The sequence below is a fragment of the Phormidesmis priestleyi BC1401 genome, assembly GCF_001650195.1.
Classification (GTDB): Bacteria; Cyanobacteriota; Cyanobacteriia; order Leptolyngbyales; family Leptolyngbyaceae; genus Phormidesmis_A; species Phormidesmis_A priestleyi_B.
Genome location: NZ_LXYR01000009.1, coordinates 1 through 21,912, shown reverse-complemented (window position 1 = coordinate 21,912; position 21,912 = coordinate 1). Strand labels below are relative to the sequence as shown.

At 49.3% G+C, this 21,912-nt stretch carries 21 protein-coding genes and 1 tRNA gene; 8 read left to right on the top strand and 14 right to left on the bottom strand.

Going from position 1 to position 21,912, the window contains the following annotated elements; translation table 11 throughout:
* Positions 1 to 161: 161 nt before the first annotated feature.
* The 4 genes from A8707_RS07005 to A8707_RS06990 all read right to left on the bottom strand — a co-directional run bounded on the left by A8707_RS07005 (position 162) and on the right by A8707_RS06990 (position 4,083).
* Positions 162 to 1,391: a glycosyltransferase family 2 protein gene (locus tag A8707_RS07005; protein WP_068816093.1), complete on the bottom strand. Its 1,230-nt coding sequence runs from the start codon at positions 1,389 to 1,391 to the stop codon at positions 162 to 164.
* 124 nt (positions 1,392 to 1,515) lie between these two features.
* The gene (locus A8707_RS07000; RefSeq protein WP_068816092.1) at positions 1,516 to 2,136 is read right to left on the bottom strand and encodes a class I SAM-dependent DNA methyltransferase; all 621 of its coding nucleotides are present in this window, start codon (positions 2,134 to 2,136) and stop codon (positions 1,516 to 1,518) included.
* Positions 2,133 to 2,879, bottom strand: coding sequence for a PIG-L deacetylase family protein (locus A8707_RS06995; protein ID WP_068816091.1), 747 nt, complete (start codon positions 2,877 to 2,879; stop codon positions 2,133 to 2,135). The genes A8707_RS07000 and A8707_RS06995 overlap by 4 nt, the downstream gene beginning before the upstream one ends.
* A complete protein-coding gene (locus tag A8707_RS06990; RefSeq protein ID WP_068816090.1) occupies positions 2,872 to 4,083 on the bottom strand; it encodes an acyl-CoA dehydrogenase family protein in 1,212 nt (403 codons plus the stop codon). Before A8707_RS06990 ends, A8707_RS06995 begins: the two co-directional genes overlap by 8 nt.
* A 187-nt stretch (positions 4,084 to 4,270) precedes the next feature.
* Between A8707_RS06990 and A8707_RS06985 the strand changes: the two genes are divergently transcribed.
* Entirely contained in the window at positions 4,271 to 4,708 is a 438-nt protein-coding gene (locus tag A8707_RS06985) for a DoxX family protein (RefSeq protein ID WP_068816089.1), read from the top strand.
* Positions 4,709 to 4,721: 13 nt separating this feature from the next.
* Here A8707_RS06985 and A8707_RS06980 read toward each other — a convergent pair whose 3' ends face one another.
* A complete protein-coding gene (locus A8707_RS06980; protein WP_068816088.1) occupies positions 4,722 to 5,720 on the bottom strand; it encodes a hypothetical protein in 999 nt (332 codons plus the stop codon).
* Positions 5,721 to 5,797: 77 nt separating this feature from the next.
* Here A8707_RS06980 and A8707_RS06975 point away from each other — a divergent pair, with 77 nt between their 5' ends.
* Complete coding sequence (locus A8707_RS06975) at positions 5,798 to 6,367, top strand: YIP1 family protein (protein WP_068816087.1); 570 nt, start codon at positions 5,798 to 5,800, stop codon at positions 6,365 to 6,367.
* 2 nt (positions 6,368 to 6,369) lie between these two features.
* On the opposite strand, the gene A8707_RS06970 is transcribed toward A8707_RS06975, so the two are convergent.
* Positions 6,370 to 7,407, bottom strand: a complete 1,038-nt coding sequence (locus tag A8707_RS06970; RefSeq protein WP_074382475.1) for a YihY/virulence factor BrkB family protein — start codon at positions 7,405 to 7,407, stop codon at positions 6,370 to 6,372.
* A gap of 325 nt (positions 7,408 to 7,732) precedes the next feature.
* Between A8707_RS06970 and A8707_RS06965 the strand changes: the two genes are divergently transcribed.
* Entirely contained in the window at positions 7,733 to 8,152 is a 420-nt protein-coding gene (locus tag A8707_RS06965) for a hypothetical protein (protein ID WP_068816086.1), read from the top strand.
* Positions 8,153 to 8,351: 199 nt separating this feature from the next.
* Positions 8,352 to 9,113: a type I methionyl aminopeptidase gene (gene map / locus A8707_RS06960; protein WP_068816085.1), complete on the top strand. Its 762-nt coding sequence runs from the start codon at positions 8,352 to 8,354 to the stop codon at positions 9,111 to 9,113.
* A gap of 76 nt (positions 9,114 to 9,189) precedes the next feature.
* Here the strand turns inward: map and A8707_RS06955 are convergent, their stop codons facing one another.
* The 3 genes from A8707_RS06955 to purN all read right to left on the bottom strand — a co-directional run bounded on the left by A8707_RS06955 (position 9,190) and on the right by purN (position 12,218).
* Complete coding sequence (locus A8707_RS06955; RefSeq protein ID WP_068816084.1) at positions 9,190 to 10,170, bottom strand: CHAD domain-containing protein; 981 nt, start codon at positions 10,168 to 10,170, stop codon at positions 9,190 to 9,192.
* 86 nt (positions 10,171 to 10,256) lie between these two features.
* Positions 10,257 to 11,126, bottom strand: coding sequence for a branched-chain amino acid ABC transporter permease (locus tag A8707_RS06950; protein ID WP_068816083.1), 870 nt, complete (start codon positions 11,124 to 11,126; stop codon positions 10,257 to 10,259).
* A gap of 405 nt (positions 11,127 to 11,531) precedes the next feature.
* Positions 11,532 to 12,218 carry a phosphoribosylglycinamide formyltransferase gene (gene purN / locus A8707_RS06945; RefSeq protein WP_068816082.1) on the bottom strand — a complete coding sequence of 229 codons (687 nt, stop codon included), beginning with the start codon at positions 12,216 to 12,218 and terminating at the stop codon, positions 11,532 to 11,534.
* A gap of 110 nt (positions 12,219 to 12,328) precedes the next feature.
* Between purN and A8707_RS06940 the strand changes: the two genes are divergently transcribed.
* Entirely contained in the window at positions 12,329 to 13,234 is a 906-nt protein-coding gene (locus tag A8707_RS06940; protein WP_068816081.1) for a carbohydrate ABC transporter permease, read from the top strand.
* Between the two features lie 32 nt (positions 13,235 to 13,266).
* Here A8707_RS06940 and A8707_RS28970 read toward each other — a convergent pair whose 3' ends face one another.
* Both A8707_RS28970 and A8707_RS06935 read right to left on the bottom strand, forming a co-directional pair.
* Positions 13,267 to 13,443, bottom strand: a complete 177-nt coding sequence (locus tag A8707_RS28970; RefSeq protein ID WP_197484666.1) for a hypothetical protein — start codon at positions 13,441 to 13,443, stop codon at positions 13,267 to 13,269.
* A gap of 163 nt (positions 13,444 to 13,606) precedes the next feature.
* The gene (locus A8707_RS06935; protein ID WP_068816080.1) at positions 13,607 to 13,807 is read right to left on the bottom strand and encodes a hypothetical protein; all 201 of its coding nucleotides are present in this window, start codon (positions 13,805 to 13,807) and stop codon (positions 13,607 to 13,609) included.
* Between the two features lie 205 nt (positions 13,808 to 14,012).
* Between A8707_RS06935 and A8707_RS06930 the strand changes: the two genes are divergently transcribed.
* Positions 14,013 to 14,084: transfer RNA gene (locus tag A8707_RS06930), tRNA-Val, on the top strand.
* 195 nt (positions 14,085 to 14,279) lie between these two features.
* Here A8707_RS06930 and A8707_RS06925 read toward each other — a convergent pair.
* Positions 14,280 to 15,932, bottom strand: a complete 1,653-nt coding sequence (locus A8707_RS06925; protein WP_068816079.1) for an ABC1 kinase family protein — start codon at positions 15,930 to 15,932, stop codon at positions 14,280 to 14,282.
* Between the two features lie 209 nt (positions 15,933 to 16,141).
* Here A8707_RS06925 and A8707_RS06920 point away from each other — a divergent pair, with 209 nt between their 5' ends.
* Entirely contained in the window at positions 16,142 to 16,621 is a 480-nt protein-coding gene (locus A8707_RS06920; RefSeq protein ID WP_068816078.1) for a hypothetical protein, read from the top strand.
* Between the two features lie 281 nt (positions 16,622 to 16,902).
* Here A8707_RS06920 and A8707_RS06915 read toward each other — a convergent pair whose 3' ends face one another.
* Complete coding sequence (locus tag A8707_RS06915; RefSeq protein WP_068816077.1) at positions 16,903 to 20,214, bottom strand: chemotaxis protein CheB; 3,312 nt, start codon at positions 20,212 to 20,214, stop codon at positions 16,903 to 16,905.
* Between the two features lie 227 nt (positions 20,215 to 20,441).
* A complete protein-coding gene (locus A8707_RS06910; protein WP_068816175.1) occupies positions 20,442 to 20,891 on the bottom strand; it encodes a pyridoxamine 5'-phosphate oxidase family protein in 450 nt (149 codons plus the stop codon).
* 435 nt (positions 20,892 to 21,326) lie between these two features.
* Between A8707_RS06910 and A8707_RS06905 the strand changes: the two genes are divergently transcribed.
* Complete coding sequence (locus A8707_RS06905; RefSeq protein ID WP_068816076.1) at positions 21,327 to 21,818, top strand: cation-transporting P-type ATPase; 492 nt, start codon at positions 21,327 to 21,329, stop codon at positions 21,816 to 21,818.
* Positions 21,819 to 21,912: the final 94 nt, after the last annotated feature.

The window sequence follows — 21,912 nt, the reverse complement described above, 5'->3', positions numbered from 1 at the left end:
CCTGCGTGAATCCAGACAGCCCTCCTCACGAAGTGGGGCAAGCCCCACTTCGTGAGGAGGGCAGACCGAGGTTACAACTGATTAAGGATTGCTATAGAACCTCTTGTTCCCTCTCCTTAGGGTGAGGGCGAAGGATTCGTGCAGGAGGTCTAGTCTAGAAGTCAGGCTGAAATTAGAACCCTAGACTCTTCTGACCTGAATCTTTTTAAGCACGATCGCAGGTCTTGAATTGCATGTCTAATATCTACGAGTGCCCATTTTTCTGCCCAGATTTTTTCTTCTTGCTGGCGTTGCTCAACTCGTTCAAATAGCAATCCAAAGGTTTGTGGCTGCGATATTTCTTGCATTAACCAGCGTATTGAAATCCCTAATTCGGCAGCAATCGGTTCAACGTTTACTAATACTGGCTGATAGCCGTTAAGAATTTGTAGCCAAAGTGTTCTAAGTTGTTGACGGGCACGTAAACGGGTTGCGATCGCCCCGGCTGATTCGACTAAAAACGGCTGTTGTCCCATTGTTGTCCACTCATTTAGTTGATTTGCGAGTCCGATTTGAGTGCGTCCGGTTTGTCGTGCCGATGTCACCACTCGCACGATCGGGCTATGACGAAATCGAGCATTCACCCGCAGCAACGCTCGATAAAGCGCCACATCTTCGGGCGATCGCACGAGCGGCAGTCCTCCCGCTTGAGCATACATTTCTGCAGTGACTGCCAGACTTGCCCCATAGTGCTGATAGTGACGCGGAAAGGGGTCGCAGGGGTCAGGGTCGAGATAGCTTTCTAACTCTGCGATCAGCGATCGATAGCCGACTTCTCGCAAATGACAGGCTCTAGCGTGAGGATGCAACCGAGCCAAGCCTGATGGGTCAAGCACAATTCGTCCGCCTACTGCATCGGCACCGTTCGCAATTTCGTGTAAGACGGCTGCAATCCAAGTGGGGCTAACCTGAGAATCTCCGTCTGTGGAGGCAATTACGCTACGTTTGTGCCCTAGATCATTCAGACGACGATGAGCCTCATTCATCAACATTTGCCGAACTCGACCAATATACGCTTCGGAAGGTGGCAGCGTTTTTTCGACAATGTGCAGAGTTAAGCGAGGATAACGCTGGGCAAACTGACGGGCGGTCGTCACCGAGCCATCACTACAGTTATTGGCTAATAGAATAATCTCGTAGCGATCGAGGTCTAAAGGTTTAGCGTTTAAGTCGAGTTGATTTGTGAATGCCGTTAGCGTTGCCTCTAGCGTTGCAGCTTCATTGCGAATGGGAACAATGACACAAGCCTCGCAGCCGAGAGAAATCGGAACCTGAACAAGGGGCTGAGAAAACTCTTTTGATGCCGAAACCGATTGACTAGCAACAGTCTGCGAGTGGTTACTCTGCGTCACGATCGCTGCTCCATCTCCTAAAAAACGGGTGGTCTGTGTTCATTAAAACTTTGAAATTTGATCACTCTGGTTAGAGACAATTGTGTAGGTTTCACTTCTCGCTTGAAATCTGTCTTGTGAGAGATTATTGGGTTGATCTGGGTCTAAGTCGCGGTGTTGTTCTTTCAAACAAATCGAGACGATATTGCTCTTCGCGTCGCCCGTCTAAATGTCGAAGATGGGTGGGTGACAGCTCAAGAAACGCATCGTGCACTTCATCGCCGCTTAAGGGATAGTCTTTTGCGTAAAGAGTCCAGTGCACTAAGAGCAGATGTCCGCCTGGTTCTAGCTGATTTAGGATCTGTTGCTGTGATGATCGTAAATCGTCCCAACTCCAGTAATAGCCGACTTCTGACACGAGAATTAAGTCAAACGTTTGATCGGGAAACTGCTCTGGCACTCGCATAATTTGAAAGTGAACCTGAGAGAGATGCTGACAGCGCTGAATTGCCTGATCTTGTGCCAGTTGAGACACGTCGATCGACCACAGCAAATCACAGCGATCGGCTAATTTCTCAGTCAAGACTCCGATCGAGCCACCGATTTCTAACGCTGACTGATATCGAGGTTTGGGAAACGCCGCGATCGTTGCCGCATATTTACTCGCTTCATAGTCGCTCGTCTCGAATCTCCAGGGGTCAGGGTCGGCTCGGTAAAGGTCGTCAAAATAGCTCGGCGGCAGAGAATTTGGCTGATTTGGATTCACTGAATTTCCTCAAAATAGACTTCCCAGGGGCGCACAAAATTTTCCAACATCTCAGGCGTTAATCGAAAGCCGTTGGGATCGTCATCAATCAAATCAGTGGTCTGCGATCGATAGGCGGCGATCGCCTGTTTTTTGAGCGACAGCACGGACTCAATATCAAGTCGCCACCCCACAATCCGATCAGTATTGGGAGAATCGCCGCGCTGATCTAAGTCCCAATCCCAAATGGGATACTCAATTAGCCGAGGAGTAAATGGCAAATAAGCAATGGCTGCGTGAATGAGCTGCCAAGTGGCTTGATGATCAGGGTGCGGATCAGAACGCCACGGAAGAAAGATCGTTTTGGGCAATATCTCCTTCAAATAAGCACCACACGCCGACTGATTTTCCTCCAAGGTTGCCAAGGTCGAAATTGTCCCGTCAGGCAGTCGCAAAAACGTCACAGTTGTAGGATCGACTCCGAGTATCTTCAGCGCGTCTAGCGTTTCTTTCTGACGCAACTGCTGCAAAACTGAAGGAGGATATTTGCGCGATCGAGGATGCGACATCGTGCCATCACTGATCACCAACACCGACACCTGACAGCGACGTGAACGCAGTAGCGCGATCGCACCTCCACAGCCCAGCGTTTCATTATCAGGATGGGGCGCGACGACTAAAACTGGGTCGTGTGACGTGAACGATCGAAACGGCAGTTTCGTTGGATTTGTAAAGAGTGATTCATGCACCGACCCTTTATCCATGAGACCACAGACTTTTAGCAGCAGTTGGGTGAGTCAACACATACTGTCCAACATTGGCAAGAGCGGCATCAAAGGCAGGTTGACGCAAGTATAAGGTGAGATCTCGAATAATGCGCTCGATCGGGGTTGGGGGCAGTAATCCCCGTGTTCCGACTGAGCGCTCACAGGCTTGGATCACCTCCATGCAGATTTTCTCAATCTCCGATCGCACCATATTGGCGTATGCAACCAGTTGCTCGGCTTGCGGGTGTGGCACGATCGGAGATCCCGCAAAAATGGGCGAGTAGGCGGCGATGAATTCTGCGGCACCCTTGAGCCAAAGATTGCCACTTTCTAGGGCGATCGCCATTTTCCCCAATCGTTCTTCTTGGTAAGGGTCTTGGGTGCGCCCCAAACTCTGCAAAAATTTTCGAGTTTCGTCAAATAGCGCTTCGGCTCCTCCAAGCTGCACCGCCGCAAAGCGAATCACCCCGACAGACAGCCAAGGTTGACGATAGTAGTCATTGGGTTGCCCGATTAAAGCACTGGCATCGAGTTCGACTCCGCTAAAATCGACTTTATAACTAGCGGTTGCCCGCATTCCTGATGGCTGCCACCAAGACGGATCGCTGACGGTTGCGACTTGATCCATCGGCACGATACACATTTGCCAACGTCCGTCGGGCAACGAGCCGTTAACAAACGGACGATCGACGTACCCGCATCCTGATGCAAAAGTTTTGCAGCCTTCCAGCCGATAGCGACCCGTTTCAAGAGGAATCAGCTTGACTCCATCGGCGGATTCAGCGTTCCAAACTCCAAAGATTTTGTGCCGATCGCGGACATCTTTGGCATAGGCTTCTATCTGAGCCTGAGTCCCGAAGGTTTGAATGAGCTGTAGGGCGTTGACATGCCCCTCATAGATGCGCCCGACGGCTAGATTGCCATGCCCAAATTGCTTGAGAATGTGCAGCAGATCGCGGGTTACAGCCGCCTCAATGCCTAAACCGAGTCCGCCCAATCGGCGATCGAGAGGGGCTGACAACAACCCCGCTTTTGCAATTTGCTCAAACTCTTGATGAGGAAACGCGCCTACGCGATCGAGATTGGCAGCGTTTAAAAAAGCATCATCAGCGATATGAGTCGTTCGAGTGAACAACTCAGGAATAGATGCAGGATGAGAACAAGTCTTTAATAGAGGTTGAGCGCTATTGACTACTTTCACGATCGATAGAATTTAAATCTTATGGTGATAGTAAAGCGAGGTGATAATAAGCACCTCTATCCTGAGGGTGAGCCTTTTAGCTGACACCGAGAGAGAGGATTTTTGTTTTAATAACCCTCCGTCGGCTAGATGAAGTTTTCTTTGTCTGTCGCTAAACTACGGGTAAATATTTACCTCTTAATAAGCTATGTCTTTAAGCATTTCCACAAATCGACGAAAAGAGATTTTACGAGTGATTCTCTCAGTGTCAATAATTGTGGTAGGAACCACTCACTTTCTGACTCCTATTCCATTTGTTCGCATTGTGCCGCCGCAGCTTCCTAACCCATTAGCACTCGTGTATATTAGTGGTTTTTTTGAAATTCTTGGCGGCATTGGTTTACTGATTCCAGTTGTGAGTGTCGCGGCTGCTTGGGGATTGATTGCACTATTCCTTGCAGTGTTCCCCGCTAACATTAACATGGCAGTTAATCAGATTGCGATCGAGGGCATCCCTCACCAGCCAATTTTGTATTGGGTAAGGCTTCCATTTCAAGCTGTGTTAATCGCTTGGGCTTATTGGTATACGCGGCACCCAGAGCGACAGCCCGGAGTAGATCGAGTGACAAAACTCACAAAATCTTAAGTCATTGACTTGATTATTTGATTGACCAGATTGGTAGCTGATTGACGTGTTGCAGAGTTAGCTCTGCGTAGGTTATTTTTGTGCCATCGACGATCGCTTGCCCAAAATAGCCTTGATCGCCATCATGCGTGTGATTACCACTCTCTAAAAAGTGAAAGCGTCCCTGCTGTTTTGCCTGGTTAAATGGAGAGCCAATCGTCCAACTCCACCGAGAGGAAAATACGATGCGAGGAATGCCTTCAACCCAGTCACGTTGACCTTTGAGGTGATAGACCTGTTCGACCGTGTTAAAGCCTGCTTCTCCATCGAATGCGCCCCCGGCTGACACCACTGTGATCTTAGCTGGCAGACGATCGTGAAGATAAGGAACCGCTCCTAACGCCACCTGCACGCCGCCACTGGTGCCCAGCAAAATCAAATTAATGGGCTGTTCAGGAGACTGTGGAATTGGATGAACGGCATTCATGCGATCGACCACTGCTGCAGCGATTCCTCGCCCATAAACGACCCCATAGCGATCGTCAGCAGCGATCGCAAATCGCCAAAGATTCCGAATTTTAATCAAGACATTTGCAGTCTTAAACCAGCCGTCTGCTTTCTCAGCCGCCTTCCACAGAGGGGCTAGAAACCGTTCTCCGCCTAAATCTTTGTTGGCAACTGAATAAGGAAATACATCGCGAACCGTCGCACAGTTAGGGTGAAGTTGTTCTAACCGATTTAAGAAGAACTCTTCGCCCGCAGTCAACTGGTTCGCCGAAAAGTCGCCCACTCCAGGCAAGTAGACGATGTAGCAGTCGATCGTCCGTTTCGCTGATTTTGCAGTCGCCGGATTGCTGGCTTGCAGTCGTCTTGGCTCCTGTTTTTTCAAACCTAGACTTTCTGCACTTTGACTCAGCCACCAAACCAATGTGCCGATTGGGGCAACCGTTCCCCAAATCAATAGCCAGATTCCTGCTACGACCAGCAGCTTTAAAGTGTCGCCTCTCAGTCGCCGTAAAATTCGTTCAATCACCGCAGCATTTCACTCAGATAGACTCCCCTAATAGAGTAGAGTATTGCTGCAAAGGAATCAGATTTTAGGGTATCGGCGTGAGACATCAATCGTCACAAGAAGGATTTTGGAGGACGTTAATCAGCGCTCTAATGCTCAATGCTGATCTTTATGAAAACGTTCGCAACACGCCCAAAAATCACCGTCTGGCACTGGCGATCGTGCTGTTAGCCGCCGTTTCTCATATGCTGGGAAGTGCCGTGATTTTGCTGATCAATCGAGCAACCGTTCCGGTGTTTTTCGTCGCACTTTTGTTCAATGGCTTGAGCATTGTAGTGGGCTACTATTTTTGGGCATTCACCATTTGGAAGGTCGGACAGTGGATCAAGCCCATCGACCCCACTTACAGCGATTTGTTGAGTCCGATCGGGTTTGCTTATGCGCCTCAAGTTCTAAACTTTTTGACGTTGATTCCCTTGTTGGGGAGACCAATCGAGTTTGTGCTGGCAGCCTGGAGTTTGCTTGCCGTCATTGTTGCCGTGCGTCAGGCATTAGATTGTCGGACTCGTCGGGCTGCTTTCATTTGTCTAGTTGGGTTTCCGGTGATTCAAACGGCGGTCGGACTGATTCAAATCTTAGGACAGCGAGTTATAGGCTGGACAACTTGAGATCATTTAGCTCGTCTGCGTTTCGACTGAGGTTTTCGACGCAGCATTCCACCGATCGTCACGACAGAACCCAGTAGTCCGATCGCATACTGCACGTAAGGAGTTCGACGATGCGCCGAGTGCTGAATAGTAGAGGGTTTGTTGGGTGACTTGTCGGACTGCTTAGGGACTCGAACTGCGTGTTTAGAAGGCTCGATCGGCAGCCCCCGATATTTAGAATAAACCTGGGTAAACTCTGCCCCAAATAGCAAAATCTGGGCAGAATAAAACACCCAAATCAGCACCACAACCAACGAACCTGCTGCCCCATAAGCCGAACTGACACTACTACTTCCGAGATAAAGCCCAAGCAAAAATTTACCCAAGTTAAATAACAGAGCCGTCACACCTGCACCGACCCAAAGATTTTTCCAAGGAATGTCAACGTCAGGTAAGAATTTATAAATTCCTGCAATCAAAACCGTAACTACGCCAAACGAAATGACAAAGTTAACAGTCTGACCAACAATTAAAAATCCCGGAACCAAACTTCCGAAGTAATGGGAGACTCCTGCTAGAACGGCTGATAGAACGAGTGAAACTAATAATAAAAATCCGATGACTAATACCATTGCAAATGATAAAAATCGAGATTGAATAAAGCTTTTAATGCCGTTCCCGGGCTTTGGCTTAACTTCCCAAATAGTGTTGAGAGCAACCTGCAGTTGACCAAACACACCAGAGGCACCAAACAACAGAACGACCACTCCGATAATGGTTGCGGTCGTGCCTCCTGATCCCGGTCGATTCGCGTTTTGAATCATCGCCTGAATCGCTTGTGCCCCTTCTATACCCACTAATCCCTGAATCTGTCCGATGATTTCTCCGCGTGCTGCCTCTTCGCCAAAAAAGAACCCGGCAATGGCGATCGCAATCAGCAGTAAAGGGGCGAGAGAAAACACCGTGTAGTATGCCAATGCAGCAGCTAAAAGCGGCACGTTGTCTTCGCTCCATTCTGCCACCGTGTCTTTAACGAGCTTAAAGCCGTCCTGTAAGCGCATAGTCTACGTTCCTATATCAAAAAATCTGACCATTACATAAAGGCAATGACTCTTTAAAAAATAAGAAATTTCAGTCAAATTTATCCCTATCGTTAGAAGTAAATTTGCTAAAAAGCTGATAGCTCCCTCTGTAAAGCTGACCACTCAAAGGTGATGCCCAAATTCTCACCGAGTAGCGGGAATGAGAAGAGTTATATTCCCAAAGATAGACGAAACTAGCTTTTTTATGGACTAATCCATACCTTGAGATAGTGTGACTGAAGATACTAAAAACCGTAGTCTGAACCTCGACGTTACAAACTATTCTTTAACGAGGTTCTGCATTATGTCTAATTTAGAAAACAACACTAAGAGAAATATCGCGTCTGACAGTGCTGATCGAGTCGAAGACGATAGCTACGACGCTCACATCATTCCAGCCGAAACAGCAGCGCGTCGCGAACGAGAAGGCAACCTCTTTAAAACCCACCCCACAGAAGAGCGAGAAGCAGGTGCCCCTACTGATGACCAAACCGATTCAGGAAGCATTCGCACCACTGATGGCTACACCGTAGATAAAGAAGGACTGGTGAATAACTACGCGATCGAGCCAGAAATGTACTACGAAACTCCGGGTGATGCGACGGCGCAAGCTGAAGCAGACAAAGCAGCCCGTGCTGAAGAGCTGAAAGAAGTTAACCAGAGCAGTCAAGGCGAGCTGACCGAAGAGGACGACCAGCGTGGTAGAGGGACAGGGGCTGTTTGACGAATATTCTGATGACAGCAACCTAATTTGAGGTGTGAAGCTCACCTTTATAGATCTCCCAAATCCCCAACTTCTTTAACCGAGTCGGGGATTTTTAGTGAAAAAGTAGTCTATATTTTTGATACATTTGGATGCGGTTGCTCTGCGGCTTCATGTCAACAACGCTCTTTCCCCAAGCATCCAAAGCTACAATATTCTTATGGAACAAGAAGTTATCACCCTCCTCTCTAGTCGCGAGATCGAAAAAATGCGCCGAGCCGGACGCTTGGCAGCAGAGCTATTAGACTATTTAGAACCTCTCGTAAAGCCAGGGGTCAGCACCCTTAAACTCAACGACGAAGCCGAACGTTGGACTCAGGCTCACGGGGCAAAAAGCGCACCTTTAGGCTATCACGGGTTTCCAAAGTCGATTTGCACGAGCGTCAACGAAGTCGTTTGTCACGGCATCCCAAACGCGAGACAAATTCTTAAAGATGGTGACATTATTAATATTGACGTGACGCTGATTGTCGAGGGCTATCACGGCGACACCTCTAAAATGTATTTTGTGGGCGAACCGTCACCTCTAGCAAGGCGCTTAGTTGAAGTGACTGATAAGTGTCGTCAACTGGGCATTGAGCAAGTCAAGCCAGGAGCCAAAATCGGCGATATCGGAGCAGCCATTCAAGACTATGCAGAGTCTCAGGGCTTCTCAGTAGTGAAAGATTTTGTCGGACATGGGATCAGCAACATCTTTCATACAGCGCCTCAAATTCCTCACTATGGCAAACGGGGCACGGGCAAAAAACTGCGTCCTGGAATGGTGTTTACGATCGAGCCAATGATCAACGAGGGCACCTGGGAAGTTGAGGTGATGAAAGACAAATGGACGGCGTTGACGAAAGACCGCAAGCTGTCGGCGCAGTGTGAACATACGCTAGTCGTCACTACTAGCGGGTATGAGATTTTGACTCAATATTAGCTCCCGCAGAGGGGCGCTAGAACTCTTGTTCCCTCTCCTGCGGGAGAGGGCTAGGGTGAGGGTTATTCGTCGATCGCTAGACGGGATCACTCGCTGGAGAACTGCACAGCATCCGTAATCGCGTCCGAAATTCTGGGTCTAAATAGCGCTGCTGTAAGGTCTGCCACGTTTGCAGCGCATCGGCAACGTTTTGGTCAAGCTGTTTTGACAGAGTAGGATACTCGTCGTGAACGGATTCCTTGATCTGCGATCCTAGATAGCTTTGAAGCAGCGCACTGTCTTGAATCTGCCCCAATACTTCCTGAAGGGTTTTAAATTCCTCAACTTGTGCGGCGTAGGCTGAGTCATAGAGGTCAACAAACAGCTCTGTTTGATAGCGCACTCGCTTCATCTGCTTGCGGAGATCATGCAGAGTAGGGCTGTGCTGTTGGATAAAGTCATCCAACGTTTCTGGGTGGATGGGATGCACGATCGCCTGACCCTTCTCAAACGTCGCGCTCACCAACCAGGCAGGATGCAGTAATGTCTTACTGATTAACGGTAGCAATAGATCGGGCAACACTTCTTGGATCGGCAGTTGCGCGATCGCGGCAAATCGAGGCGTTTCTAACCACTCGTTAAACGCGTCTTTAAGGGCATCATATTTAGAACTCTTAAGCGTTCGCTTCAGTTTAGCGAAGTCTCGTTTGCGCTCTTTGTTCATCGTTTTGAGCAGCTTTTTTAATGAGTCTTGCTCTAATGGAGGCAAGTTTGCCTGCTGAGTCTTGAGTTCTGCGGTGAGCACGTCAAGATCTCTGACTGCACCCAGCGAGTGAGCGATTTTGCTGATCGCGCGATCGCTCACAGACTTCGGTAACTCCAGGGCAAAGTCAAAAACGTCTATTGCAGTTCTTAACCGACGCAACCCCACTCGCATCTGATGCAGCGATTCTGGATCTTGGTCGTCAAGAACGTCTGACTCATGTTTAATCGATTTCTTAAAGTGTTTCTCAACGGCTGCGTAAGCAAAACGTTCTAGCGTTGCAGGTTGAGTAACTTTTTTTTCTGTGGTCTGCATACTTTGTGAAGAGAATTTGTAATTTAGCACACCCTTTTTACAGTGCCATAATTTCAGACGCTTTTTCTCATTCTAGTGACATAGACTTACATCGTTCCTTTAAATAATCCCTGCGGACGCACTAATAAAACGAGCACCATAATCAGAAGTGCAACCGCTAATTTATATTCCGATCGCAGCCAATAAGTGCTGAGTTCTTGAGCGACCCCAATCACCAATGCCCCAGCGATCGCTCCATAAGGGTTGCCAATTCCGCCCAAAATCACTGAGGCAAACAGAGGCAAAATCAAGAACCAGCCCATATTGGGTCTCACGGCTTCGACCAAGCCCAACATACTGCCGCCGAGTGCCGTCAGACTTCCTGCAATCACCCACGTCCAGATCACCACTCGATCGACGTTGATGCCCGTGACTCTCGCCAAATCAATATCGTCTGCCACTGCTCGCATGGCTTTACCCACTTTGGTGTATTGCAGAAGATAATGCAGAGCGGCAATCGCGACGATTGCTAACCCAACCACAACAAGATTGTAGAGAGGAATTTTCACACCCGCAAACGTCAATGCCTCAGCAACCGCTAAATCATAGCGCTGGTTACTGCCGCCCCAAACTAAAATAATGCCATTGCGAATGAACAGAGCCAGCCCGATCGACATAATAATCAACGTCGTTGAGGTGGCTCGTTTAACACGCATCGGTGCCCACAATAGCGTCTCAATCAGCAAAGTGACTCCGACAGTGAGGGCAGATGAGAGAGCGATCGACACCCAAATTGGAAGATTAGTCACCGTGTTGAGAAACAGCGTCAAATAAGCGCCCAGCGTCATGAAATCACCGTGGGCAAAATTAGACAGCCGCAAGATCCCATAAGTCAGGCTTAAGCCTACGGCTGACAGGGCGATAATGCTGCCGAGTGAGATGCCGTTTACAATCAACTGCGCGATTTCGATGTCCATTGCCGAAAATGTTTAGAACTATCGCTTGATTGTCTATGAATCAGGCAAGTTTGAACAGTTTAAAGCCTATGCAATCCCTAGCGTTGCCCTCTAACGATCGCTCGTCAGGTTAGAACAAGGGGCTTAAGCCCCTTGTTTAGGCGGCAGGTATTTTACGTGCAGCAATGTCCTAATCCAGTTGGCTACAGCTATGCATCTCACCCTGCTGAATCAAAAATTCCAATAAAAAAGCAGCCCCTACCCGGTTTGGACTGCCTTTGTGTTAGACGATGAGCTTCTCAATCTGGTTATATAGTGCCGCAGTTTATTGAGAGGAACCTCTTCCTAAAGGCAGATACCTGAGAACCTGCCACCCCTAACCCATCAACCGCAAACAACTGCACAAATGTATTCGTCAATACCCTGCTACACAGTCATCTCAGAAGCAGTTTGAGGCACTTGTTTTCGAGAGTGTTGAGCGGCAAGCCCGATCGCTTGAGGATAAACCAGATGCTCTTGAATATGAATCCGATTTTGCAGGGTTTCAACGGTGTCATCAGGAAACACCGGAACTGCTGCCTGCATGATAATCTCGCCGCTATCGACTTCGGGCACGACGATATGAACCGTGCATCCCGCAATCTTCACTTTCGCTTCTAACGCTTGCTCGATCGCTCGATTGCCTTTAAAACTAGGCAGCAAACTGGGGTGAATATTCAAAATTCGCTGGTCAAAGGCGTGAATCAACACCGGAGTCACAATTCGCATCCAACCCGCCATGATCACCCAATCCACCTCAGCCGTTTGCAGGATCTGGACGATCGCCCGATCTAATTCCTCTCGACTGCCAAACGCTCGATGATCAACCAGCATAGACGGAATGCCCCACCGAGTCGCCCGATCGTTGACCGCTGCCCCTGGATTGTTGTAAACCAGCACTTCAATCTGAGCGTTAAGTCGTTGGTCGGAAATAGCTTGCGCGATCGCTTCAAAGTTGCTGCCGCTTCCTGATGACATCACCCCCAATTTAACGGGGAGGCGATCAAGCGCAACTTGACCCAGGCGGGGGGAAATCAAACTGGGGCTATCGCTGAGTGCCAGACTACTGCTCATCACGATCTATGTAAAACTCAATCATAATAACAGCGAGTATTGCCGCTCTCATCAAAAGTTAGCCGCCTTCGATAAAATGGCTCCACCCTACACAAGCAAAACTCTGCTCTATGACCTCTGATCTTCGTGAGCAAAAAACCGATAGCGTTCTGTCTCGCACTTTGGATAATGAGACGATCGCCGCCTGGATCTTTCTGTCTCCAGCGCTCATTTTGCTCGGCGTGTTTGTGCTGTTTCCGATCGCCTATCTGGGCTATCTCAGCTTCACAACGGGCAGCTTTACCAGAGCCGGGGTGCACTGGGTGGGGTTGCGAAACTATTGGCGATTGCTGGTCAACCCTGATTTTTGGCAAGTCTTGGGCAACACGGCTTATTTTACGATCGCCACCGTGATCCCCAGTCTGGTCATTCCATTAGGGTTGGCGGTCTTGCTCGATCGATCCTTTGCGTTACGAGGATTTCTGCGCGCCGCTTACTTTATTCCATCGATCACGTCGCTCGTGGCGGTAGGGTTAGGGTGGCGCTGGCTGTTTCAAACCGATGGAGTGGTCAACGACTGGCTCGGTGCGATCGGGATTGCTCCGATCGCGTGGCTACAAGATCCCACATGGGCGATGCCTGTCTTAATTTTGTTGAGCGTCTGGAAGCAGATAGGATTTAACCTCGTGGTCTTTCTAGCAGGATTGCAAACCATTCCGATGAGTCGCTATGAAGCAGCCGAATTAGACGGGGCAGGCGCATGGCAGAAATTTCGATACGTCACCGTGCCGGGGCTGCGTCCGACGCTCGTATTTGCGGCAGTCACCACGGCGATTTTTACGCTCCGCAGCTTTGAGCAAGTCTATGTAATTACGGGCGGTGGACCGTTTAACTCGACTAATCTGCTGGTCTACTATGTCTATGAGCAAGCGTTTGCTCAGTTTGATTTTGGCTATGCGGCAGCAGCGGCAACGGTTTTACTGGCAGCAACGCTGATATTGGTTTATTGGCAACTCCGATCGAGCGAAGAATCATAGGGACAAAGTTGCCCCTACAAAATTCTGCTTTGTCAGTTCTCGACAGGAAAGGTGCGCTTAAACTCGTCAAGCAGGTCGTCCATCTCCTCTAGCGCCTGATTGACATCAATGCGTAGAGTTCCTAAATCGGGCTGTTCTAACAAACGAAGTAATGACTCGCGTTTTCCTTCGATGAGTTTAATGCGTTCTTTAATGATCTCGGCTTCCATAATGCTCTCGACTGGCTCCCCAAAAGTTGAAATGTTGCTAATAGTTAAGCTTTCACAATTCTAATCAGCTTCGGGGTGAAGTGGTCGATCGAATTCGCTTTAAAAGAAATGGGCAGCAGACGATTGAGGCGCATCTGCTGCCCATTTCTCAACGTTAATTTGCTTAGAAGCTTTGACGAGACACCAGTTTCTCGACAGTGGCTTGAGTTTGGTGCAACAACTGTTCGCGGCTACCAGCAGTGTTGGTAAGCCTGGGCATCAGGTTGCGAGCTTGCAGCGCCATGTGAAGTTGAAGATGGGCGACATATTCGCTGAAGTCTTCCCGAAGGGCAGGGTTGGGGGTTTGGTGTAAACGAGATTCCAAAGTGTTCTCCTCTCCTAAATGCTGCGCGGTTGGTTCACTCTCTTGAAGTTATCACAGACTTTAGAGTTGCCTAAGGGGTTCGTAATGAACTTTAATCATTCTTCAGATGCGCAGAAAAGCGGGGGTTTGCATCGATCGCAAACCTTGTGCTATGCTCGCGTAGGCAGTTAGAAGATGTCTCTGCGATCAGATTAGCGCTAAAAGCGGGGGTTTAGCTCAGTGGTAGAGCGCTTGCTCGACAAGCAAGATGTCACTGGTTCAAGTCCAGTAACCCCCATCGCAAAGCCTCTAGATTTCGGTCAAGAGGCTTCTGTGTAGATAATAGACTTGCAAAAGTTCCTGCTCTCACCCTAAATCCCTCTCCCAAGCTTGGGAGAGGGACTTTGAAATCTGGCTCCCCTTCTCCCAGGCTTGGAAGAAGGGCTGGGGGATGAGGGCATCTTTGGACTTTTGCAAGAAATTTAATATCCCCTTACTTCAACTGCCCCGATCGGATAATTCCCCAAATCAACCACAGCCCTAAGAAGCTCGCAACTGCAAACAATACATCGCTGATCCAATAGACTTGATTCGACTGAGTATTGGCAGAAATAATTGCCGCTCCAATGATTAGCGACCCGACCACGACGCTAAACGATAGGCGGTTTGCAGACGTATCTAGAGCGCGACGAACGGGGTCGAGTTCTCTGACTGACACATTCCACTGCAAGGTTTCTGAGGTGACGCGATCGAGCAACATCTCTACCTGACGCGGTGACTGCAACGACAGGTTTTTGACATCTAGTGCGGCTCTCAGCAGCGCTGCTAGCGGGGCTTCTCCGACAATCTGACGTTGAAACACTTCTGTCATCATCGGGCGAATCTTATTCGGGATGTTGAACTCAGGATCAAGAGTACGGGCAATGCCTTCTAAGTTGGCGATCGCTTTTGCACACAGTCCCAAATTTCCAGGAATGCGAATTTTGTTACTCCGTGCCACCTGCAAGACTTCATAAACCAGCTTACTGAAGTTGACCTGCGAGATGTTGAGACTATAGTAGCGACGCAGCAGTTGATCAAATTCGGTTTCGAGCTTGAGGCGATTGATCGGTTGAGTGGGGGGAGCGAGTTGCAGCACTAACTGAGTGCAGCGCTGGGCATCGAGATTGACGATCGACAAAATCAATTCCAGCAAAATCTGCTGAGTGCGTGGGTCAAGTCGCCCGACCATGCCACAGTCAAACAGCGCAATTCGCCCATCTCGGAGATAGAACAAATTGCCGGGATGCGGATCGGCGTGAAAAAATCCATCAAGACAGATTTGCTGAAAAAACGCTTTGAGCAACAGCGTCGAGACTTCTTCACGTTCACGATCGGCATCGCCATCAAAGGCTGGATTTGCAAACGAAGCCGCTAAAAGCGGTACGCCGTCGAGCCATTCCATCACCAGCAGTTTTTCGGTGGTGAGATCCCAATTGATCTCTGGCACCGTGAGGCGACCAGGTTCGATCCAGCGAGACTCTTGCAGGTTGCGGCGCAGCAGATCAGTGTTGTGCGCCTCTTGCGTAAAGTCGAGTTCGGCTCGCAGCGCTTGGGTAAATTCTTCAGCGATCGCGACAATATCGTAGTACTGTCCAAAGTCGGTTTGGGCAACGAGTTTTGCAATCAGGCGAATCAGGGCGATGTCTTGCTCAATGACGATTTCTAACCCCGGACGCTGGACTTTTAGCGCTACGTCTCGCCCATCTTTGAGAGTGGCACGGTGAGTTTGAGCGATCGACCCTGCGGCGACGGGCTGATAATTGACCGAGGCAAAAGTTTCTTCGAGCGATTGCCGCAACTGTTGCCGAATCACAATCTCGACTTCTAGCCAATCAACCGGAGGCACCTCAGCTTGCAGAGTGGATAACGTATCGATATATTCAGCGGGCAGCAGGTCGGGGCGGGTGCTGAGAAGTTGCCCAAGTTTGACATAGACGGGTCCAAGCTCTACCAAGATGTTTCGCAAAACGGCGGGGGGCGGCAGTTTTGGTTCGTCAACTTTGCCACCCGTCAACAGCCGTTTCATATAATCCCAGCCGTTGCGAAGCACGACTTCGACGATCTCACCTTGTCGAGAGCTAGTTTGGACGATGCGTGAAAACATAGAAAGACACGTAGGGCGTTAATTGAGGGACTTGCTATCAGCCTAGCCCCTAAAACTTACCCTATGGAGCGATTTTCAGCTATCTAACTTTTGGGGCATGAACGGGCGGTTAGCACGACCGATCGCGCCACTCCTAAACCCTAAAAAACGAGCTAGTCTGAGGATAGCTCCTCTGGAGTGAAAGTCTTTGAGCAAGGCGGAGAATACGGATGAATCGCTTCTTGAGCGTTGCAGGAAAACTGGTAGGTAGTTTGTTTTTGTGCGGGGGCGGCACGGTGACGATCGGGCTACTGATTGGCATGGCGGCATGGCACCCGACGGGGTGGGCAATGGTGGCTCTGTGGGTGCCAACGGTGGTCTTTGGCTTGGCACCGTCTGCGATCGGAGGGTTTCTGCTTTACGGCAGTTCTAAAGCTCATCGTCACGCGCTTCGAGAACGGTTTTTTCAGCTTTTGCAGAGCAATCGAGGGCGGGTTTCTCTCCTCGATTTTGCCACCGCTACGAGATTAGAACCTGCGATCGCGCGTCGTCATCTCGACGAATGGGCAAAAGACTGCTACGCCACGTTTGACGTGACCGATGGCGGAGACGTTTATTATGTGTTTTCGGCTGACCCGATCGCGCTTCCAGGTGACGCGCGCGCTCAAGAACTTCGTCGGGCAGTTCGTGAGTTTGTCCGCTCTTGGTGAGGGTTAGCTTCGGGCGTTGCTGAATATCACCCTCACCCCCAACCCCTCTCCCACAGGAGAGGAGAGCTAGAAATCTTGTTCCCTCTCCTGCGGGAGAGGGCTAGGGCGAGGGCGAATTCGTCAGTTTGTATTTCTAGCAAATGAAGTGCAGATGGTGAATTCACCCGACGCTGTAGAGACGTTTCGGTGGAACGTTTCGTCCGATCGTGCCATCACCGATCATCGGTCGCATTCAAGAATCGAAATGACATCACCTTCTAGACGATGACGAGTCTATCTACTTAAGGAATTTGCTGTAGCGGCAGGCTAACAATCATCGTGGTTCCCTGCCCCTCACCTAGGCTCTCTGCCCAAACGGTGCCCCCATGAAGCTCGACGAGATGATGAACGATCGCTAGCCCCAATCCAAGTCCTTGAGGGGTGTGGGTGCCATCATCTCCTTGTCGAAACCGATCAAAAACGTGGGGCAGCAAGTCTGCACGAATACCGCGCCCTGTGTCGATGACTCGAGTTTGAGCATGGGTGTCTACTGCGTCGAGAGTGACTTCAACTCGCCCCTCTGAAGGTGTAAACTTGATGGCATTTGCAAGCAGATTCCAGAGGATTTGATTTAAGCGATCGACATCTCCCATCACCGTTACCGGAGTCAATCGCGACGTGATTTGAATGTTCTTTTCGTCGGCGGATAGCTGTGCCGTGGCGATCGCCACATCTACCACTAAACTGAGATTGATCGATCGAGTGTTTAACCGAATCTTTCCGCTCGTAATTCGTGCGGTGTCTAGGAGATCTTCAATCAGTTGAGATTGTGCTTTTGCACTTCGTTCGATAACCTGCAAGTAGCGAGTGGTTTGCGGCTCATCAAATTTACGTGACTGAAGAATTTGAGCATAACCCAGGATGGCAGTTAACGGGTTGCGGAGTTCGTGCGAGACGGTCGATAAGAAGTCATCTTTCGATCGGTTAGCAGTTTCAGCGACGTTCCGGGCAGTTTCTAGCGTCTTGGCACTGCGTTTGAGGTCGTTAATATCCACCAAGATCAACACTGCACCGTCAATTTTATTTTCGATCGTGCGATAAGGGCGAATCCGCAGGTTATACCAATGTTGATCATAGTCTTGCACTTCAAACTCTTGGATGTTGAGAGTATCAATCACCTCTACAATCAATTGCTTTAAGTTGGGAATATTGAGGTTACATCGAATGTCGTCAAATGGTCGCCCGATATCGGTGGCAATCAGATTAAACATGCTCTGTGCCATCGGGGTAAAGCGCCGGATTCGCAGATCACTTTCTAGCATGACGATCGGAATATTAATTCCAGACAGCAAGTTTGTCAGATCGTTGTTGACCTGATAGAGGGCGAGATTGCGGCTGCGAAGTTCTTCATTGGTTGTGTTGAGTTCTTCATTCGTCGCCTGAATCTCTTCTTTCGCGGTTTCAAGCTCCTCATTCGTGCTCTGCAACTCTTCATTGCTCGACAAGATCTCTTCATTGGCAATGCTGAGGTCTTGATTGACGTTCTCATGCTCATGAACAATGGCTTGCAAATAGTCTTGAGCGATAATTCGTTCTTGATTCGCGATCTCAAGCTCTTGCCGAAGCTGCCTCACCTCTTCCGTCAAGTCTCCCTGCGAGCGTTGAGGGTTGACTTGAGAAGACTCGATCGCGGGCGCAACGTCTTCAAACAAAACTAGAAAATAGAGTGCGTCGGTCGTCGGCGCTTTAAACGGAATCACTTCAAGGTTGACGATTCTAGAGGATTCACCCGACTCGATGCGCAACCCGTCTTTTCTGACTGGAGCATTCTGCTGCTTGGCTTGATGAACAGCAGTTTGCAGCCCGACTTGCAGCTCGGCTCGTGCCATTTTGAGCAAATTTAGGCTGGCTTTTCCAGGTGCGAATCTGAGGTAGAGACTGGTTTCTCCCCGAATCTGCAAAACATCTAGCTTGGAATCGATCAGAACTGCGATCGGAGAAAATCGCTCTAAAACAATCCGATCCGCCTCTTTCAGCAAATCAAAGGGAGGAACCTCATCACTCATTTTCGGACGACCATTCTCTTTTGCAACCGGATAGTTGTTTGTGACAAATGAAAAGCTTGGGCGAGTTGCGGTTAGCTTTTTAGAATAAATTTTGCACTTCTTATTTTCTAAACTAAACAAGTCAGAAGACGACCCAATACTTTCTGACGTGCCCAACAGCAAAAAGCCATCGGTCTTAAGCCCGTGGTGAAAGACGGGAATCACCTGCCTTTGCAGCGTCTCTCCCAGATAGATCAGCACATTGCGACAGCTAATCAAATCGAGATGAGAAAACGGCGGGTCACGGCTTAAATCTTGTCTGGCAAAGATGCACCGCTCGCGCACAAACTTGTTGATTTGATAGCCGCCCTCAACCTCAAAGAAGAAACTGCTGCGCCGCTCTGGTGAAACATCGACCATCTGATTCTCGCTATAGATGCCCGATCGCGCCGTGTCGATCGCCACCTGGCTCAAGTCTGTTGCAAAGATCTGAATCTGAGGCGTGATTTCTGCATCCTGTAGAAACTCTAATAGACAGATGGCGATCGAATACACTTCTTCACCCGTCGAACATCCGGGTATCCAAATCCGAATCGGGGAGTCGGCTATACTTCGCGCGATCACCGGAAACACCTGTGCCTTCAGTGCCTCAAAGGCTTCAGGGTCACGAAAAAAGCGAGTCACATGAATCAGAATTTCTTTATAGAGCGCCTCGACTTCAGCCGGATTGTTTTGCAGATATTCGACGTAATCCTCCAACCGTTCTAGCTTATGCACCAACATGCGTCGCTGAATGCGGCGATCGAGCGTCTTGGGCTTGTAGTGAGTAAAGTCAACGCCTACGCTCGATCGCAGCAGCGCAAAAAGAGTAGACAGGGCGCTCTCGCTGTCTGGATTAGAGACCACGGCTTGAGGCGGGGCAGACACAAACGGGTGGCGACTGATTTGGGCGAGTTCTGCGGCGATCGCGTCGGGAGTCATCACAAAGTCTACGTGACCCGTTGCCACAGCATTACTCGGCATACTCTCGTCTTGTGACGTTTCCCCAGATTGAGCAAACGTCACGCCGCCTGCCGCCTTGATCGCCTCAATGCCCACTGACCCATCACCATCGCCACCCGTTAAAACGACCGCGATCGCTTTGTGCCCTCGATCTAGCGACAGTGAGACAAAAAAAGCGTCAACAGGCAAATAGGTGCCCCTAACTTTTTCGCGCGGCACCAGGCGCAGCGCCCCGTCTACCAGCGTCATCTTGGTGTTGGGCGGAATGACGTAAACCTGATTAGGTTCTACGATCGTGCCGTCTTGCACTTCACTGACTGGCATTGAGGTGGTTTTTGCCAGCAGCTCGGTGAGCAGACTCTTGTGGTTAGGGGCTAAATGCTGAATCAGCACAAATGCCATTCCGGTATCGGTGGGCAGATGACTGAGCAACTGTGTAAAGGCTTCTAAGCCACCTGCCGATGCACCGATGCCCACGATGGGAAACTGGGCATCCGATCGGTCTAAGGTGTCTTCAGAAATCACTTCTGAAACGTCATGAGATAATTCAGAAGATTTAGAGTTCATGCAAATTCTTGTATCTCTAGCTTGAGACGTATCTTCACGTTAGTGGATGTCAGACAGAAATATCGCTCCACGGACAGATGGTATCACTTCGCAAGGAATCTTTCTTGGCGTTGCTGAATGCAAATATGAAATGCCCTCACCCTAACCCTCTCCTTGGGGAGAGGGTTAGGGTGAGGGCAAAATCCATGCTTCACAAATCAATTTAGCAACGCCTCTTTTTTGACTAATTACCGACTGCTGACTCCATCCGTCATCCGTCCGGTCATCTCGGTGGGGTGAATGCGATAAATTTCAATCACTTCAGCCCGACCCTCAGCATCGATCCAGGTGCGGTTAATCGCAGGCGACAGCGTTGGATTTTTTGCCTTAATCAACGGCATCACCCGATCGATGTCTGGCTGCTCAGTCAGGCGCTTGGCTTGACCCATCACCACGACGCTGCGCCAATGCCCCAAATCACGAACCTCTTCTACCTGCAAACAGACCTCTGGGTTGGCATCCATATCATGAGACTTCATTCCTTCAGTCGTAAAGATATAGAGGTCTGAATCTTTGAGATAATATTGCATGGGCATCACATAAGGCTTCCCTTCATGAATGCAGCCTAGATGCCCACGTCCGACTTTCTGCAAGAGTTCTTGAATTTCGTTTGAACTCATTTCATCGATATCTAACATAATAATTTTCTTTGAGTTGTTAAAAAGGCTGAACTGAAAAGTTGCTTTGATCTCAAATATCGATCGCGCTTGATGATTGACTTGAATAACCAATTATATGGCTCTCGTGTCAGAACGTGTGTGTAACTCTGTCTTACGATGTCAGGTTTATGCGAGTTCTTGCGTGAGAAGATTTAACACGTTTCATGCCAAGTTATACAAATCAAACATCTCTTTATACACGATCACGATCGGTGCCATGTCATACTTTGGGTTAGAGAGTCCGAATCTCTGCTCATTCTTAATCTGGTACCAAATCTATGTCTTTAGGTATGTTCGTCCCAATTGCAAATCGCTAGCTGTAGCTGATAAATCTACCTCAAGTCGCTCTTTCAGCTAGTCTTATCAGACGATCCTTCTCAGAGTCTAATCACACTTGTTGCCAGATCTGAACCTATGCCTGAACCCCTTTCCTCATTTTGGAATCTGCCGATCGAGCAGGTGTTAGATCGCCTCAAAAGTCGCGTTCAGGGCTTGAGCCGCCAAGAGGCGCAGCAGCGTCTTAGCGAATATGGGGCAAACAGTCTGAAGCAGACACGATCGTCAAACCCACTCGTTCTGCTGCTCAACCAGTTTAAAAGTCCGATTATTTTGATTTTAATGGCGGCGGCGATTCTCTCTGGCTTCCTGGGAGATGTCATTGATACCGTCATTATTTTGACGATCGTGCTCATCAGTGGACTTCTCGGCTTCTGGCAAGAGCGAGGCGCTACTGATGCGGTCGCAAAACTCCTGGCATTAGTGCAGGTAAAAGCCACCGTGTTGAGAGACGGTCAATCTCAAGAAATCCCCAACGAGGACGTGGTTCCGGGTGACATCGTAGTGTTGACTGCTGGGGATAGTATCCCAGGTGATTGTTTAGTTTTAGCGTCAAAAGATCTATCGTAGGACTTACGCATTGACAGACATAGAGTCATGTGAGTTGCAGGTCTGAAGAGGGTTCCGAGCCATTTTTTAAGATGAATTGTCGAATCACCGGGAT

What these genes read in the sequence shown, in the direction of transcription:
- purN (WP_068816082.1), bottom strand. Translation starts at nt 12,218, where the DNA reads ATGAGCAGTAGTCTGGCACTCAGCGATAGCCCCAGTTTGATTTCCCCC.
- A8707_RS06920 (WP_068816078.1), top strand. Translation starts at nt 16,142, where the DNA reads ATGAATCGCTTCTTGAGCGTTGCAGGAAAACTGGTAGGTAGTTTGTTT.
- A8707_RS06970 (WP_074382475.1), bottom strand. Translation starts at nt 7,407, where the DNA reads ATGCGCTTACAGGACGGCTTTAAGCTCGTTAAAGACACGGTGGCAGAA.
- A8707_RS06910 (WP_068816175.1), bottom strand. Translation starts at nt 20,891, where the DNA reads ATGTTAGATATCGATGAAATGAGTTCAAACGAAATTCAAGAACTCTTG.
- A8707_RS28970 (WP_197484666.1), bottom strand. Translation starts at nt 13,443, where the DNA reads ATGGAAGCCGAGATCATTAAAGAACGCATTAAACTCATCGAAGGAAAA.
- A8707_RS06955 (WP_068816084.1), bottom strand. Translation starts at nt 10,170, where the DNA reads ATGCAGACCACAGAAAAAAAAGTTACTCAACCTGCAACGCTAGAACGT.
- A8707_RS06925 (WP_068816079.1), bottom strand. Translation starts at nt 15,932, where the DNA reads ATGTTTTCACGCATCGTCCAAACTAGCTCTCGACAAGGTGAGATCGTC.
- A8707_RS06905 (WP_068816076.1), top strand. Translation starts at nt 21,327, where the DNA reads ATGCCTGAACCCCTTTCCTCATTTTGGAATCTGCCGATCGAGCAGGTG.
- A8707_RS06965 (WP_068816086.1), top strand. Translation starts at nt 7,733, where the DNA reads ATGTCTAATTTAGAAAACAACACTAAGAGAAATATCGCGTCTGACAGT.
- map (WP_068816085.1), top strand. Translation starts at nt 8,352, where the DNA reads ATGGAACAAGAAGTTATCACCCTCCTCTCTAGTCGCGAGATCGAAAAA.
- A8707_RS06915 (WP_068816077.1), bottom strand. Translation starts at nt 20,214, where the DNA reads ATGAACTCTAAATCTTCTGAATTATCTCATGACGTTTCAGAAGTGATT.
- A8707_RS06985 (WP_068816089.1), top strand. Translation starts at nt 4,271, where the DNA reads ATGTCTTTAAGCATTTCCACAAATCGACGAAAAGAGATTTTACGAGTG.
- A8707_RS06995 (WP_068816091.1), bottom strand. Translation starts at nt 2,879, where the DNA reads ATGGATAAAGGGTCGGTGCATGAATCACTCTTTACAAATCCAACGAAA.
- A8707_RS06940 (WP_068816081.1), top strand. Translation starts at nt 12,329, where the DNA reads ATGACCTCTGATCTTCGTGAGCAAAAAACCGATAGCGTTCTGTCTCGC.
- A8707_RS06950 (WP_068816083.1), bottom strand. Translation starts at nt 11,126, where the DNA reads ATGGACATCGAAATCGCGCAGTTGATTGTAAACGGCATCTCACTCGGC.